At 64.5% G+C, this 14,029-nt stretch carries 19 protein-coding genes; 18 read left to right on the forward strand and 1 reads right to left on the reverse strand.

What is annotated here, in order from left to right; translation table 11 throughout:
- The first annotated feature begins 152 nt into the window (after window positions 1-152).
- Complete coding sequence (locus R5N89_RS06435; RefSeq protein ID WP_110568343.1) at window positions 153-497, forward strand: sigma-70 family RNA polymerase sigma factor; 345 nt, start codon at window positions 153-155, stop codon at window positions 495-497.
- 23 nt (window positions 498-520) lie between these two features.
- Here the strand turns inward: R5N89_RS06435 and R5N89_RS06440 are convergent, their stop codons facing one another.
- Window positions 521-730: a hypothetical protein gene (locus R5N89_RS06440; RefSeq protein WP_167400851.1), complete on the reverse strand. Its 210-nt coding sequence runs from the start codon at window positions 728-730 to the stop codon at window positions 521-523.
- A gap of 52 nt (window positions 731-782) precedes the next feature.
- Between R5N89_RS06440 and R5N89_RS06445 the strand changes: the two genes are divergently transcribed.
- The 17 genes from R5N89_RS06445 (at window position 783) to R5N89_RS06525 (ending at window position 14,027) form a co-directional block, all read left to right on the forward strand.
- A complete protein-coding gene (locus R5N89_RS06445) occupies window positions 783-1,097 on the forward strand; it encodes a hypothetical protein (protein WP_110568346.1) in 315 nt (104 codons plus the stop codon).
- A complete protein-coding gene (locus tag R5N89_RS06450) occupies window positions 1,094-1,327 on the forward strand; it encodes a hypothetical protein (RefSeq protein WP_061273133.1) in 234 nt (77 codons plus the stop codon). Before R5N89_RS06445 ends, R5N89_RS06450 begins: the two co-directional genes overlap by 4 nt.
- A gap of 43 nt (window positions 1,328-1,370) precedes the next feature.
- The gene (locus R5N89_RS06455; protein WP_244192122.1) at window positions 1,371-1,616 is read left to right on the forward strand and encodes a hypothetical protein; all 246 of its coding nucleotides are present in this window, start codon (window positions 1,371-1,373) and stop codon (window positions 1,614-1,616) included.
- Window positions 1,613-1,858, forward strand: a complete 246-nt coding sequence (locus R5N89_RS06460) for a hypothetical protein (RefSeq protein WP_110568349.1) — start codon at window positions 1,613-1,615, stop codon at window positions 1,856-1,858. The genes R5N89_RS06455 and R5N89_RS06460 overlap by 4 nt, the downstream gene beginning before the upstream one ends.
- Window positions 1,855-3,387 (forward strand): DnaB-like helicase C-terminal domain-containing protein, encoded by a 1,533-nt coding sequence (locus tag R5N89_RS06465; protein ID WP_110568351.1) that lies wholly within the window; start codon window positions 1,855-1,857, stop codon window positions 3,385-3,387. The genes R5N89_RS06460 and R5N89_RS06465 overlap by 4 nt, the downstream gene beginning before the upstream one ends.
- Before the next feature lie 240 nt (window positions 3,388-3,627).
- The gene (locus R5N89_RS06470; RefSeq protein WP_244192130.1) at window positions 3,628-3,867 is read left to right on the forward strand and encodes a hypothetical protein; all 240 of its coding nucleotides are present in this window, start codon (window positions 3,628-3,630) and stop codon (window positions 3,865-3,867) included.
- Window position 3,868: 1 nt separating this feature from the next.
- A complete protein-coding gene (locus tag R5N89_RS06475; RefSeq protein ID WP_110568357.1) occupies window positions 3,869-4,810 on the forward strand; it encodes a hypothetical protein in 942 nt (313 codons plus the stop codon).
- Window positions 4,807-5,289 (forward strand): DUF6362 family protein, encoded by a 483-nt coding sequence (locus R5N89_RS06480; RefSeq protein ID WP_110568359.1) that lies wholly within the window; start codon window positions 4,807-4,809, stop codon window positions 5,287-5,289. Before R5N89_RS06475 ends, R5N89_RS06480 begins: the two co-directional genes overlap by 4 nt.
- Before the next feature lie 267 nt (window positions 5,290-5,556).
- Entirely contained in the window at window positions 5,557-6,171 is a 615-nt protein-coding gene (locus R5N89_RS06485) for a terminase small subunit (RefSeq protein WP_110568361.1), read from the forward strand.
- Window positions 6,140-8,296 (forward strand): terminase gpA endonuclease subunit, encoded by a 2,157-nt coding sequence (locus R5N89_RS06490; RefSeq protein ID WP_244192123.1) that lies wholly within the window; start codon window positions 6,140-6,142, stop codon window positions 8,294-8,296. The genes R5N89_RS06485 and R5N89_RS06490 overlap by 32 nt, the downstream gene beginning before the upstream one ends.
- Before the next feature lie 14 nt (window positions 8,297-8,310).
- A complete protein-coding gene (locus R5N89_RS06495; protein WP_110568365.1) occupies window positions 8,311-9,060 on the forward strand; it encodes a hypothetical protein in 750 nt (249 codons plus the stop codon).
- On the forward strand, window positions 9,057-9,335 hold the full coding sequence (gpW, locus tag R5N89_RS06500; RefSeq protein WP_110568367.1) for a gpW family head-tail joining protein: 279 nt from the start codon (window positions 9,057-9,059) through the stop codon (window positions 9,333-9,335). The genes R5N89_RS06495 and gpW overlap by 4 nt, the downstream gene beginning before the upstream one ends.
- A complete protein-coding gene (locus R5N89_RS06505; protein WP_110568369.1) occupies window positions 9,332-11,014 on the forward strand; it encodes a phage portal protein in 1,683 nt (560 codons plus the stop codon). The genes gpW and R5N89_RS06505 overlap by 4 nt, the downstream gene beginning before the upstream one ends.
- Complete coding sequence (locus tag R5N89_RS06510; protein ID WP_110568371.1) at window positions 11,014-11,808, forward strand: S49 family peptidase; 795 nt, start codon at window positions 11,014-11,016, stop codon at window positions 11,806-11,808. Before R5N89_RS06505 ends, R5N89_RS06510 begins: the two co-directional genes overlap by 1 nt.
- Window positions 11,809-11,872: 64 nt before the next feature.
- A complete protein-coding gene (locus tag R5N89_RS06515) occupies window positions 11,873-12,502 on the forward strand; it encodes a hypothetical protein (protein WP_244192124.1) in 630 nt (209 codons plus the stop codon).
- 12 nt (window positions 12,503-12,514) lie between these two features.
- Complete coding sequence (locus R5N89_RS06520) at window positions 12,515-12,937, forward strand: head decoration protein (RefSeq protein ID WP_110568373.1); 423 nt, start codon at window positions 12,515-12,517, stop codon at window positions 12,935-12,937.
- A 13-nt stretch (window positions 12,938-12,950) separates the two neighbouring features.
- Window positions 12,951-14,027 (forward strand): major capsid protein, encoded by a 1,077-nt coding sequence (locus R5N89_RS06525; RefSeq protein ID WP_110568375.1) that lies wholly within the window; start codon window positions 12,951-12,953, stop codon window positions 14,025-14,027.
- Window positions 14,028-14,029 lie beyond the last annotated feature (2 nt).

The raw sequence follows: 14,029 nt of genomic DNA on the forward strand, positions 1-14,029 counted from the left end.
GTTTTCGCATCGGAAGTCATTCTCGAATCCTCCATGTTTGTGTGTGGTAACCGCATGGTGGTCCGCGCGGGTCGGCCTGACAATGGGCTGACCCGTAAGGGCGGATATTTCCAGTCTGCCGGTAACGGCAGGTATTCATCGGTGAATACCTGATGGCCGCGAAGGTTGATTGGGATGCGGCGCGGGCCGAACTGGTGCCGCTGCTGGTCGAAGGCCTGCCTTATGCCGAGATCGCGCACAGGCTGGGGCTGACCTATTCGGCCGTCAATTTCCGCGTGGGGTTTCTGGGCCTGACGCATCTGCGTCAATGCGGGCGTAAAGGGCGTGCGCCGAACCATGTGGCCTCGAACCTGATGACCGAGGCCCTTGGCACGGAATATGAGCCGAAGGTGAAGAAAGAGCGCATCAAACGCTCCTGCTGCCGGTGCCGGAAGGCGTTTGTGGCCGAAAGCCGCTTCCTGTTCCGCTGCGAGCCGTGCCGCAGGGTGCCTGACTGATGTCTGTGCTTTGTCATGTCCATTCAGGGCGGGCAGGCTGCCAGCTTTCCATGCGTGTCCAGCGCGCTGGCGGCCTGCCCTTTCCTGCCTTGCTCGATACCCGAGGGAAACACCCCTCTGACATCCATGAAGATGTCAGGGAGGGCGTCCGAGGTGTCGGGTATTTTGCCGTTTTTGTCCGAGCGCGCGGGTATTTTGGCCGATTTGTCCGAGCGCTCGGACGTTTTGCCCATTTCACCCGCGCGCGCGGGTGCATCCAGCCCGGATCGGGAGGCCAGATCTAAGATGTGCGCCGATGCGCTGCGCGATGAGTTCCAGAACCTTGTCAGCGCCGAGGTCAGCGCGCGCCGCGACCGGCTCGGGCTGGCTGGCGCCTTTGCGGAAGTGGCCCGCGCGCTCGGCTTTACCGTGCGCCGCGTACGCGCGTGCTGGCACCACGAGGTGCGTGCGGTCACGCTGGCCGAATGGCAGGCCGTGCGCGAGCTCGGCGCAGCCCGCCTGGCACAGGAGGAAAGCCGCCTGCGGCATGAAGATGCGCTGATCCGCCAGCGGCTTGAGAACATCCGGCAGCGGCAGGCCGCACTGCGTGACCTGCTGTGACGCACACCTTTTACATCTGGATCAGCGCGTCGGTTTTCGGCGTGCCCGTGTGCCTGGTGCTGGTCATGCGCCGCGGGCGCGCGTGGATCGTACTGAAGTTTTTCCGCCTGCTCGTTGGCACGCTCGATGCCTGGGCCTTGCGGGAGTCCGCCATTCTTGAGCGCAGGACCGAACGGCTGGAGCGCATTGCGCGCCTCAAGATTCGGCTGCGCCGGAACCTGTTTCACTGATGGGCCGAGGGCGCTGCCTGCGCCCGGCCTGTGCCAGGAGAATATGATGCCAGCCATATCGATTGACTGGGAAAGGCTCGACCCCATGCTGCGCCAGCTGGCGGGCATGGGTGTTTCGGTTTCCACCATGGCGCGGAAGATGGGCGTCTCGCCCCGCGCGGTGCGTTCGCGCATGCAGGCGCTGGGCGTGAACAATCAGGTGAGCGTGTCCATCACGTCCTCTGGCCGCACCTATCTCGGCCGCGCGCGCGTGACGTATTCCTTCCGTAGCGGGAGGCGTTCGTCATGAGCGGCCCCATGCTGACGGCGGCCGAGATGTACACCGTGCTGAACGCGCGGGTGCGCGAGGCAGGTGGCGTGCAGAAACTGGCCACCAGAACTGGCCTGAACATGCATACGCTGGCCAATGCGGTGAACGGACACAAAGGGCTGGGCAAATCCGTGCCGCTGGCGCTGGGTTTCCGGCCAGTGATGGTCACCATGTACCAGCCAATCGACCCGGTTCCTGTTGAGACGGATGAGCAGCCATGAACGGCCCTGCCCCGCTTTTTGGCTCGGCCATGCGCGAGCGCCCCACCAATGTCCCGGCCGAGCAGGCGCTGCTGGGCGCGATCCTGACCAATAACAAGGCGTTCGGGCGCGTGGAGGAAATCCTCCAGCCCGAGCATTTCTATGTGCCGCTGCACGGCGCCATCTTCGCTGCCATGCGTACGCTGATCTGGGCGGGCAACGTGGCCGATCCGGTTACGCTGCGCCCCCGGTTTGAAAATGACCCGCTGCTGCCCATCGACATGACGGCCGCCAAGGTGTTCGCCACGCTGCTGGGCTGCATGGTGGGCATTACCAATGCCGCCGATTACGCCCATGCCATCCGCAGCGCATGGTTCCGGCGCAACCTGTTTGATGTGTGTGCCGAAACCGCCGATCTGTGCTGCATGCCGGGCGACCGGCCCGACAGCGCCCTGATGGAAATGCTGGAAAGCCGCATCACGCGCATCGCGTCGGGCAGCGTGGAGATCCAGCCCACGGTGCAGATCGGTGATGCCATCGGGCAGGCCATCGCCAACGCACGCGCCGCTGCCGAGCGTGGTGATGGGCTGGCAGGCATCACATGGGGTTATGCGGCGCTCGACCGCATGACCGGCGGCCTGCACGCTGGTGACCTGACCCTGCTTGGCGCACGGCCTGCCATGGGCAAGACGGCGCTGGGCCTTGGCATTGCCGTGCGCTCGGCGGCGGCGGGCAATTCGGTGCTGTTCTGGTCGGGCGAGATGCGCGCGGCCCAGCTGGGCGCGCGTGCCGGTGCGGCATGGGCCGGGCTTTCCACGCTGTCTGTCTTTACCGGCCGACGGTACGACATTCCGCCGCACGCCGATACCTCCCAGCGCGAGCCGCTGGCGGAATACCAGTGGCGCGAACTGGAGGAAGGCGAGCACGCTGCCGCCAGCCTGCCGCTGCGCATCGATCACCGCTCGGGCATTACGGTGGCGGAGCTGCGCACGCAGGCCCGCGCCATGAAGCGCTCGAAACAGGGGCTGAACCTGATCGTGGTCGATTATGTCGGGCTGCTCAGCGCCTCGACTGATTCGCGGTCGTTCAACCTCACCCACAAGATGACGGAAATCAGCAAGGACCTGAAAAACCTTGCCGGTGAGCTGGAAATTCCGGTGCTTGCCCTGGCGCAGCTCTCGCGCGAGAGTGCAAAGCGCGAGGACAAGCGGCCGGAACTGACCGATCTGCGCGATAGTGGCTCGCTGGAACAGGATGCGGCCACGGTGCTGTTCCTGCACCGCGACCATTACTACCTGAACAAGCAACTGGGTGACGGCAACATCCCCCGCAATGACCGCGAGACGGATGAGGCCTACAGCGCCCGCTGCGCCAGCCTGATCCAGCGCACGCGCGACAGCAAGGGCAAGGCCAGCGTGTTCATTGCCAAGAACCGGCATGGCGCCACCGGCGGCTGCGCGCTTCAGTTCCAGGACATGACCACATGGTTCCGCGATGTGGATGAGAGTGAAAACGGTCCGGCCTGGACCATTACGGCACCGGAGTTCTGATGATGCGGTATCGCGCACTGGCATCGATTGCCGACTGTGGCCGTGCAGCCCTGCTGGGCACCGTCTGCGGACTTGCCGGATGTGAGGTGACGGGCAGAAGGCCCGCCGCGCTCATGATGATGTTCGGTTTCCTGCTGGGATATGGGCTGCTGTCAGTCCTTGTCCGGTGGGGCCGATGGAAAGGACAGCCCTGAAATGAAATCGCCGCGTCAACGCCCCGGAAAACATGCCCGCGTGCTGATGACAGATCGCCGCTGGCGGCTGCTCGGCCTGTCGGCCCGCGCCATGTGGCTGGAGCTGACCGACGCGGCCGATCTCATGCCGGAACTGCGCGCGCCCGTGCGCACGGCACCTGACAAAGACCAGTTCACCCGGCTTGTGGCGGCTGACGCCGCCGAGGTCGGCACCGCAATCGAGCAACTGGTGCAACTCGACATTCTGGAGCCCTTCCGGAATGGCTACCGCCTGAAAGCGTACTGACATGGCCCGCGTGACAACCGAACAGAAAATGCTCCAGATGGCGACGCACAACATCCGCCTGCGCGCGCTGGGCCATGCCGCCATCGGGATATGGGTGCAGCTCATTTCCTACATCATCGAATACGGAACCGACGGCGTGCTGGTGCCCGGCAGGGACGGCGCGCCGACGCTGGCCGAGATCGCCGAGGTCGGGTTGCGCATGGATGTAACCGAACTGGTAACCCATCTGGAAACCTACGTCGAAACCCAACTGATAACCCACGACCGGGCCATCGGCACAATTGGCCTGCCCGGCGCGCTCATGCCCTCACGCAAGGCGCTGGCTGCGCGGGAGAACGGCAAAAAGGGCGGAAGGCCGCCAACAAAAACCAATCCGAAACCGCAGGACGATCCGCGCCAGCGCACCGCCATCATGGGCATTGCAGGAGGAAAAGACATGACCGCCGAAACCCGACGCGAAACCCACGACCCTAAGCTTGGCTTAGAGGTTAATAATAACCTTAAAGCCAAGCCTGCGGCACAGGACGTGGATGCGGTGTTCAGGGTTTTGGGGCGCAAGGCATGGGATGCAGCCGGTTTCGATCCGGTGCGTGACAAGGGAAACTGGGGTCAGGTGCGCCAGTGGGTAGCCGATGCGCTGGCCGAGGGGCTGAGCGCTGCCGAGACCGAGCGGCTGGTGATGGACGTGGTGGCCAAGGTGACCGACCGCCAGCGGCAGAAAGGCCAGACAATCAAGCACATGGGCTACTTCAACGCTGCGATCGGGCAGGCCATCAAGGCCCGCGACATCCCCGCCCTGGTCTGCACCACGGAAGCCGAGTTCGCGGCGGAAGCAGCTTACACGGAAGCGCACCGCCAGTGGGTGCTGGCCGCAGCCAGTGGCAGCGATGCACCCCAGCCGCGCCGCGAGGATTTCATCGCCAGTGCAAGGGCAGCGGCATGAAGTCTTCCCTCACAATCCCCGAAGGTCTGGCCGTGGCCGATGTGGTCGGCCAGCGACTGTTTGAGGCCGGATGTACGCTGGCAGCCCTGCCCGCCCATGGCCTGAAACCCGGCGGCGTACGGGTAGCATGGCCCGAGATGCTGGAGGAAGCGGATCTCGACTGGATCAATGCCTGTCCAGATGATGACATGCGACCACTCCGCCCCGGCTCGGCTGCAATCACGCGCATGGACGAAGCCCTGTCATGGATCGGCCTGATCGGCGATGACCGGCTGAACTGGCGCAGGGTGGTCTGCCTGCGCCTGATTGTGCATCCCATCTCGCATCGATACCGCTGGACATGGCGGAAAATCGCCAATCGGTTGCACACCAATCACCACACGGCCAAGTCGTGGCACCAGTTGGCCATAGCGGACATCGCCAGAAAAATCGCACAGCCTGCATTTTTCACTTCCCAAACTTCCCATTTTGCCGCATAGCGATTGTTATGTTGAGGCGGCGTGCATCCTTCGGGGTCCACGCCGTTTTTCGTTGCGGGACAGGTCGCCTCTCTCTGCCGGTTTCAGGCCGCCGATCCATGCGTATGGCGCATGGCCTGACCCGCGACTACATGCCCTGACGCATATCTCGTGGGTCCCTCCTGGGAGGGTAGCCCGCCGGGGGTAATTCGCACCCTGGTGTGTCTCTGTATTTGATAAAATTAAAAAAGGCTTTGTGTTGTTGTTGTTGCTGTCGGGGGAAGACTGATGGATCAGCCTGATGGCAGTGGAGATACCCCTCCCGTCAACAAACGCGAGCTTGCCAAGCGGTTGCGTGTTTCGCTTCCGACCCTGACCAACTGGATCGATCGCTGGGAGGATTTCCCCGTCGTCTCGCGTGGCGGGAATGGTGTCAGCTGGGCATTCTCCCTCGAGGAGGTCTTCGCCTTTCTGGCGGATCGACGCGAGGAAGAAGCTCAGTCCAAGGCAGGCCGTGACCAGCAACTGCTTGACCTGCAGCTCTCTTTCGATGCGCTCCTGCCGCCAGATCCCCAACCGGCACCGGGCAGCCGCATGTCGGTCAAGGAACAGATCGACGCATGGAAGCTGCGCGACCTCAAGCGCAAGGAAGCCGAGCGCTGCGGCACGCTTGTCATCGCAGCAGACGTGCAGGAGATGTTCACCTCTGCCGTAGCCCGGCTTTCCCGCGATATTGCTGTCTACATCCGCCAGACCGGCCGCGAACAGGGCTGGCCTGATGCCATGATCCGGCAGGCCGAAGCCAAGCTGGCCGATATGCAGCGCAAATCCGTAACTGACGCGCTCCGCGCGCTGGAGACTGACGAACCTCATGCCGATGATCGACAGCTACACCTCGCCTGATGAGGTCCTGTTTGCCGATCCCCGTGCCATCATTGCGGCTGCCCTGCGGGCCTTCCTCCCGCCCGAGCAGATCAACGTGGCGGATTACGCCGCCAGCAACCGCTACCTCGACAACCGGGGCGGCGGCTATGTCGGCAGATGGAACCATGATGAGGCCCCCTATCTCGTCGGCCCCATGTGTTCCCTCACCGACCGCAACCGCCTGACCACCGCTGTGGTGGGGCCTGCCCGATCCGGCAAGACGGCGCTGGGGCAGAACTGGATGCTCCAGTCGGTCGGTGTCGATCCGGCGGACATGCTGGTCTATGCCCAGACCGAGGGCTTCATAGAGGAATACGTCAAGGCCGAGATCGAGCCCATGATCGAGGCTCACCCCATCCTGCGCGACCGCCTTGGCCGCAGGCCGAAAGACCGGTCCATGGGGTTCAAGAAGTTTCAGGGCATGTGGGTCCAGTTCCTTGGGGGCACCTACAAGAACCTGATCGGCAAATCCGCCCCGCGCATCGTCATGATGGAGCTGGACGCATTCGACACGGCCAAGGGCGACCCGTTTGAGTTGGCCGATATCCGCCGCCAGACCTTCGGCTATGAGTCCATGCTGCTGGCCGAGAGCCACCCTGACAGCGCGGGTGGTGCGGACCCGTCCGACTGGAACGCAGGCATCATGAAGCTCTATGCCGATAGCGACCGGCATGTGTGGTACTGGCCCTGCCCGCACTGCAACGCTTTCTCGGCCCCGCTCAACCCGACCGCCTCACGCGTCATGACGATCGACTGGCCGCAGGATGCCCCGCTCGATGAGATCGAGCAGGCTGCGCGCCTGGTCTGCCCGTCCTGCGGCGGCCTGATAGAAGACCGCTGGCGCCGCGCCATGAACCGCGACGGCCTGTGGGTCGGTGCCGGTCAGGAAATCAGTGAGGATGGCGAGGTCACCGGCCAGCTCATCTCGAGCAAGGTGGCGGGCTATTGGATCACCGGGGCCATGTCGCCCTTCGTCATTGGCGGCATCGGCGCCCTGGCACGCGTCATGGCCAAGGCCCGGCGCGCGGCCGAGGCCGGTGAGGAAGGCGCGGTCCAGCAGCTCAAGGACGTAACCGTCAAGCGCTGGGGCCTGCCATTCCAGCCGCCCAAGGCGGTTGGCAGCCTTGATGCGAAGGCGCTTGCTGACCGCGCCGAGCCCGGCCTGCGCCTCGGCTACGTGCCCGAGGGCGCGCGCTTCATCACGGCTGCGGTCGACATTCAGGGCAACCGCTTTGAAATCCTCGTCCGCGCCTGGGGCGTAGGCGGCGAAAGCTGGATCATCGACTATCGCAAGGTGACCGCTGATCCCGCAACCAGCCCCGGCGACTGGGATGACATGCTCAAGAGCCTGGAGGATGCGCTCTACCCTCTGACCGACAGTTCAGGCCGCGCCATGAAGATCATGGCCATCGGCTTCGACAGTGGCGGGCAGGAAGGTGTGACCCTGCAGGCCTATGACGCCTGGCGCCGTGCCCGCAAGCGCCGCACGGCCCGCAAATACGGCAGCATCGACGGGCGTCACGCCTGGTCCATCCTGCCGCTCAAGGGCAATGGCAGCGTCAACGCCCCGCTCCTGAACCTGACCTACCCCGAAAGCAAACGCCGTGACCGCACGGCAGGCGCGCGTGGCGAGGTGCCGGTCGGCCTGTTTAACCCGAACGCCTTCAAGGATGCCGCCTCGACCCAGATGCAGGTGGCGGAGCCGGGACCGTGGTGCGTGCACTTTCCGGCCGCGCTGCGCGCAGCCGAGCCCCCTCACCCGTTCTTCGACCAGCTGGTGGCCGAGCAGCGTTCCAGCGACGGGCGCTGGGCCAAGGTATCGCCCAACGCTCGCAACGAAGCGCTTGACCTCATGACCATGACCAACGTCATGGCCTTCCTGTTCGGCCTCCCCCGCATGCCGTGGGAAAGCCCGCCCGGATGGGCCGCATCCTGGGATGTCAACACCATGGTGGTTTCCATGGAGGAAGAGGCTGCGGCACGAAACATCACTGCCCTGGCGGCCAGCATGAAGGCCGCGACGCAGGCTGTAACCACGCCAGCGCCATCCGCCACATCACGCGAGGAACGCCGCAAGAGGCTGGCCGCACGGTTGGCCCGTTAATACAGGAGGGAGCCGTGCCGCTCGATCTCAAAGTGTCAGTTGATAGCTCGGCCCTGTTCCAGGCCTTCGCCCAGCTCACGAAGGATGAGCTACCCGGTGCCATAGCCCATGGTCTGAACCGCGTGGCAGGCGTTGCCAAGCGCGCGGTCCAGTCCCGCATGGAAGAAGTGTTCAACAACCCCAAGCCCTGGACGAAAAACGCCTTTTTCGTGCGCACGGCAACGCCGCAGGACCAGACGGCATGGGTCGCTACCCGCGACTTCGCTCCCGGCGGCACCGCAGCCTATGACTACCTGCGCCCTGAAATCTTCGGCGGCCCACGCCCCATGAAGAAATCGGAAAAGGCGCTCCGCCCCATCGTGGGCGATCAGTACTGGGTGCCCGGTCGCGGCGCGCCGCTCGATGCGTACGGCAACATCGAGCGCGGCGAAATCGTGCGCATCCTCAGCCGCTTCGGCCTGATGCAGGACCCGCTGCAGAACATGACCGATCGCACGGCAAAGCGGCTGGCCCGCAGGGGCCAGAACGCTCGCGGCCAGCGCTCGGAATACTTCATCGCCCGCGAGAAAGGAAACGGCCGGGCCAAAGGCATCTACAAGCTCATCGGTCCCGGCAACGTGGTGCCCATCCTCATCTTTGTCCGCCAGCCCACCTACCGCGCCGTGCTGCCGGTCGAGCAGATCGTGCAGGACGCAGCCGACCAGAACACCGAAGCCATGATCGGCAAGGCCGTTCGCTACGCCATACGAAAGCGCCTCGAATGACATTCACAGCCTACCCGCCCATCAGGCCGCAGCAGACCATCCTGTCCGGCCTCACGCGCGAGCAGTTGCAGGCCAACCTCGCGGCGGCCCAGCAGGCCATGCACGACCTCATGATCGGCGGAAAGCCGGTCTCGGTGTCCTTCTCGCAGGTCAACGGGTCGCGCTCTGTCACCTACACTTCGGCCAACCGGGCCGACCTCACCGCCTATATCCAGCTCCTCCAGACCGCCCTGGGGACCAACCGGCGCAGGCCTGTCAGGTTCATGTACCGATGACACAACCCACGGTCAGGATACTGGGGCCGGATGGCAGGCCGCTGCCGCCTGTCCAGCGCCCCCGCCCGCGCCGGGCTGCCGCGCTGAATGGTGGTTTCGGGCAGACACCCTATGACGCGGCAGACATCACCAGTCCGCACATGGCGGCATGGAACCCGCTGCTCTGGTCACCTGATGTCGAACTGAACGTCTACCGCGACCGCATCGTGTCTCGCATCCGCGACCTGGTGCGGAACGATGGCTGGGCATCGGGCGCCATCACCCGCGTGCTGGACAACGCCATCGGTGGCACGTTTCGCCCCATCACAAAGCCGGACTACCGCAGCCTGCGCGTCCGCACCGGATACAGTTTCGATGCGATGTGGGCCGAAGAATGGGCGCGTGAGGTCGATGCGCACTGGCGCTGCTGGGCCGAAGATGAAGATCGGTTCTGTGATGCCGGGCGCCGCCTGACCTTCACCCAGATGATGTGGGTCGCCTTCCGCCATCACCTCGTCGATGGCGACTGTCTGGCGCAGGTCTGCTGGATTCCCGAGCGTGTTCGTGCCGGTGGCGCGGAATATGCCACAGCCTTCCACCTGATCGACCCTGACCGCCTCTCCAACCCCCAGTATAACTGGGACCTCAAGCATATCCGGGGCGGTGTCGAGATTGACGATTATGGTGCCCCTGTCGGCTACCATATCTGTCGCGCGCACCAGGGCGACTGGATGCAGGCAGCCGATACCGTGATCTGGGATTATATCCCGCGCGAGACCGACTGGGGCCGCGCCAACATCGTTCACTATTTCCAGTCGGAGCGCGCGGACCAGCATCGCGGCGGCGCAGGTATCCTGACCCCCGTTGTCCAGCGCCTGAAAATGCTGATCAAGTATGACGGCACGGAACTGGATGCCGCCATCATCAACGCCATTTTCGGCGCGTTCGTGGAATCACCCTATGACCCCGCCCTTGTGGAAGACGCGCTGGGCGGCGATGAGGTGGTCAGCGGCTATCAGGCCCTGCGCACCGACTTCCATGGCGGCAATTCGGTCATGCTGGGCAATGCGCGCATGCCGATCCTCGCTCCGGGTGAGAAAATCGGCACCGTGTCCGCCGCCCGGCCGGATTCCAATTTCGAGCAGTTCGAGAACGCCATGCTTCGCAACGTCGCATCCGGCACCGGCATGGCAACCATGCAGATCAGTAACAACTGGTCGGATGTGAATTACAGCTCGGCACGCGGCGCGCTGGGCGAGGCGTGGAAAACCCTGTTCAGGAGGCGTGAGAACGTCGCAAAGGGATTCGCTTCCGGCATCCGTGCCGCCTGGCTGGAAGAATGCGTAAGCCTGAATGATCTGCCCTTGCCGCGCGGTTGCCCGCCAGATTTCCTCTCGCGCTATTTCCCTGCCATCAAGACCGCACTGGCCCGCTGCCGGTGGCTCGGTCCGGGCCGTGGCTGGCTCGATCCCGTGGCCGAGCGGCAGGGCTCGATCCTCGGCATGGATGCAGGCCTGTCCACGCTCGAGAATGAGGTCGCGGAAAACGCCGGTGGCGACTGGGAGGAATATGTCGACCAGCGTGCCGTCGAGGTCCGCAAGTTCCAGGAATGCGGGCTCACCCCGCCCGACTGGTCCGGCGGCCAGAGCCAGACCGCCACCCAGACCGCAACACCACCACAGAAACCGGATGCGAGCTGATGCACCCTTCCACCCTGCTGCTCAACCAGCCGCTGGCGCTCTCGGCCAGCCGGACGGCCATCATGGCCCGGCTGTTCCGTGATGGCGCATCGGCTGAATCCTTCTTCGGTGACAAGGTGAATGACGATACCCCTTACGAGATCCACAAGGGCATCGCCGTCATCCCCGTCTCCGGCGTGCTGCTGCCCGGTCGTGGCTGGTCATGGTCGGGTGTCACCTATTACAGCGCCATCCGCTCATCCCTGGCCGATGCGCTGGACAACCCCGACGTGTCCAAGATCGCCCTGCTGATCAACAGCCCCGGCGGCACGGTGTCGGAATGCGCCGATACGGCGGATGTCATCTACGCGGCGCGCGGCAAAAAGCCGATCTGGGCCGTGCTGGATGACACCGCCTATTCCGCCGCCTACGCGCTGGCATCATCGGCTGATTTCATCACGGTGCCCCGCGTTGGCGGGGTTGGCTCCATCGGGTGCGTCGGCATGCATGTCGACATCACCCAGGCGCTGGAAAAGGCGGGCATCCTTGTCACCACGTTCCAGTATGGCGCCCAGAAGACCGATGGCGCCCCCACAACCCCGCTCACCGATGGCTCGCGCAAGCGCATGCAGGCCATGATCGATGAGATGGGGGAACTGTTCGTCTCCCAGGTCGCCCGCAACCGCGACCTCGACCTGGGCACCGTCCGCGACACGCAGGCCGGGACCTTCCTCGGCGGTCGCGGCATCGATCTCGGGCTGGCGGACCAGATCGCCACGCCCGAGGAGGCCATCGCGGCCTTCATGAAGCTCTGACCGCTCCCGGTCACCCACACCATGCAGGCCCCTGACGGGGCCTTTTTTTATGGAGCACATGCCCATGTCCCTGCGCAAGAAATCCCGGTTTGCCCACCTGTTCGGCACGCCCCGCGCCGCCACGGATGATGAGGACGAAGACCAGAACGCCCGCCGCGCCGAAGGCGAAGACCCCGAGGACGGTGAAGACGAAGGCGGTAAGGATGAACCGCCGCCCCGCAAAAGCCGCAAGTCCAGGAAGGCGAAGAAAGCCGGTAAGGCAAAAAAGGCCGAGGACGATGGCGATGACGCAGGCGACGACGATGCTGGCGATGATGACGCCGATGCGGAAGATGAGGACGATGAAGAAAAGGCCAGCGCCCGCGCCCGCGAGCGTGGCCGCTGCGCCGCCATCTTCAGCGATCCCGCCGCAGCCCTGAACCCGGTTGCCGCCGCCGAGCTGGCCTTCAACACCAACATGCCCCGCTCGGCCGCCATCAACCTGCTGCGGGTCACCGCCAGCGCTATGCCGCAGGCGCCCGTGCAGGCCAGCGCACCCTCGGCGCTCAACCGGCTTGATGAGCGCATGGCCAGCAGCCGGGTGCAGCCCGTGCCCACGCGGCGGGAATCAAGCCGTCAGAACGGCGGTGGCGACGACGCCACGGCTCTCGCCAACCGCATGATGCAGCGGCACAAATCCCTCACCGGCAAGTAAGGACCCCAGATCATGAGTGGTTCCACCACAGTAAACGGCATCTGGCCGCAGACCCCTGCCGCCTTTGATGCCACCTATCAGCCCGACCAGCTGATCGCGGGCGTCTACCCGCGCGTGACCGAAAACGTCACCCTCGCCGGCGCCCAGGGCGTGCTCATGCGCGGCACGGTGCTCGGCGTGGTTACGGCTACCGGCAAATATGTCGTGTCCACTTCCGCCGCGACCGATGGCAGCCAGACGCCCATCGCAGTGCTTGCCGATACCTATGACACCACGGCAGGCGATGTGGCCGGTGCTGGCTGCTACTTTAGTGGCGAGTTCAACCAGAACGCCGTCACCATGGGCACGGGCTGGACGGCAGCCACGCTGGCCGCTGCCCTGCGGCCTGCCAACATCTACCTCAAGAATGCCGTAACCGCGGCAGACCCGACCTGACGGAGCAAGTGCGGTGAGCTTTCCCACAATTTATGACACCAACGTGCTCGTGCAGGTCGTCAGTAACCTCAAACTGGCCCAGACCTTCCTGCTCGACACGTTCTTCCCCAACATCGTCGAGAGCGACACGCAGTATGTCTCGATCGACGTGGATGTCGGCAAGCGGCGCATGGCGCCTTTCGTCAGCCCCATGGTCGAGGGCAAGCTGGTCGAGCAGCGTCGTATCGCCACCTCCACCTTCGAGCCGCCTTACGTCAAGGACAAGCGTGCCCCCGACCTGCTGCGCCCCGTGCGCCGCATGCTTGGCGAGCGCATCGCTGGCGGCGAGATGATCAATGGCGGCGGCCGCATGACACCCCAGGAACGCATGGAGGCCAATCTGGTCTTCGAGCTGGCCGATCAGGTCGACATGCTCAAGCGGCGGCAGGAATGGATGGCCGCCCAGGCGCTTGTCACCGGCAAGCTGACCGTCTCGGGCGAGGGCTTCCCCACCAGCGTCATCGATTACGGGCGCGATGCCAGCCTGACCGTGGTCAAGACCGGCACAGGCCTGTGGGATGCCGCAGCCACGGTGGCCAACCCCACCGATGACGTGCGCCTGTGGCAGACCATGGTGCTCAAGATCAGCGGCGCGCGCGTGACCGACCTCGTGTTCACGAACACGCCCTACAATACCCTGATCAAGGATGACGAAGTCAAGAACGCCATCCTGAACACCTCCATCCGCGCCAATGACGAGGCCAGGCTGATCCTCGGCCCGCTGGCCGATATGGGCGCGGTGCTGATGGGCTACTGGGGCACCTACCGCGTGTGGCTGTATAACGATTGGTACGTTGATGACGACAACGTCGAGCAGCCCATGATCCCCGACGGCACCGTGCTCGCCATCTCCACCGAGATGAACGGCACCCGTGCCTATGGCGCGATCAAGGATCCTGCCTTCGCTTATGGTGCCATGGCCTACGCGCCCAAGTCGTGGCTGCAGGAAGACCCGGCCCAGCGGTTCCTCATGCTCCAGTCAGCACCCATCGTCATCCCCAGCCGGGTCAATGCGTGCCTGGTGGCCACTGTTACATCATCGGCGGACTGATC

Source organism: Komagataeibacter sucrofermentans DSM 15973 (genome assembly GCF_040581405.1).
GTDB lineage: Bacteria > Pseudomonadota > Alphaproteobacteria > Acetobacterales > Acetobacteraceae > Komagataeibacter > Komagataeibacter sucrofermentans.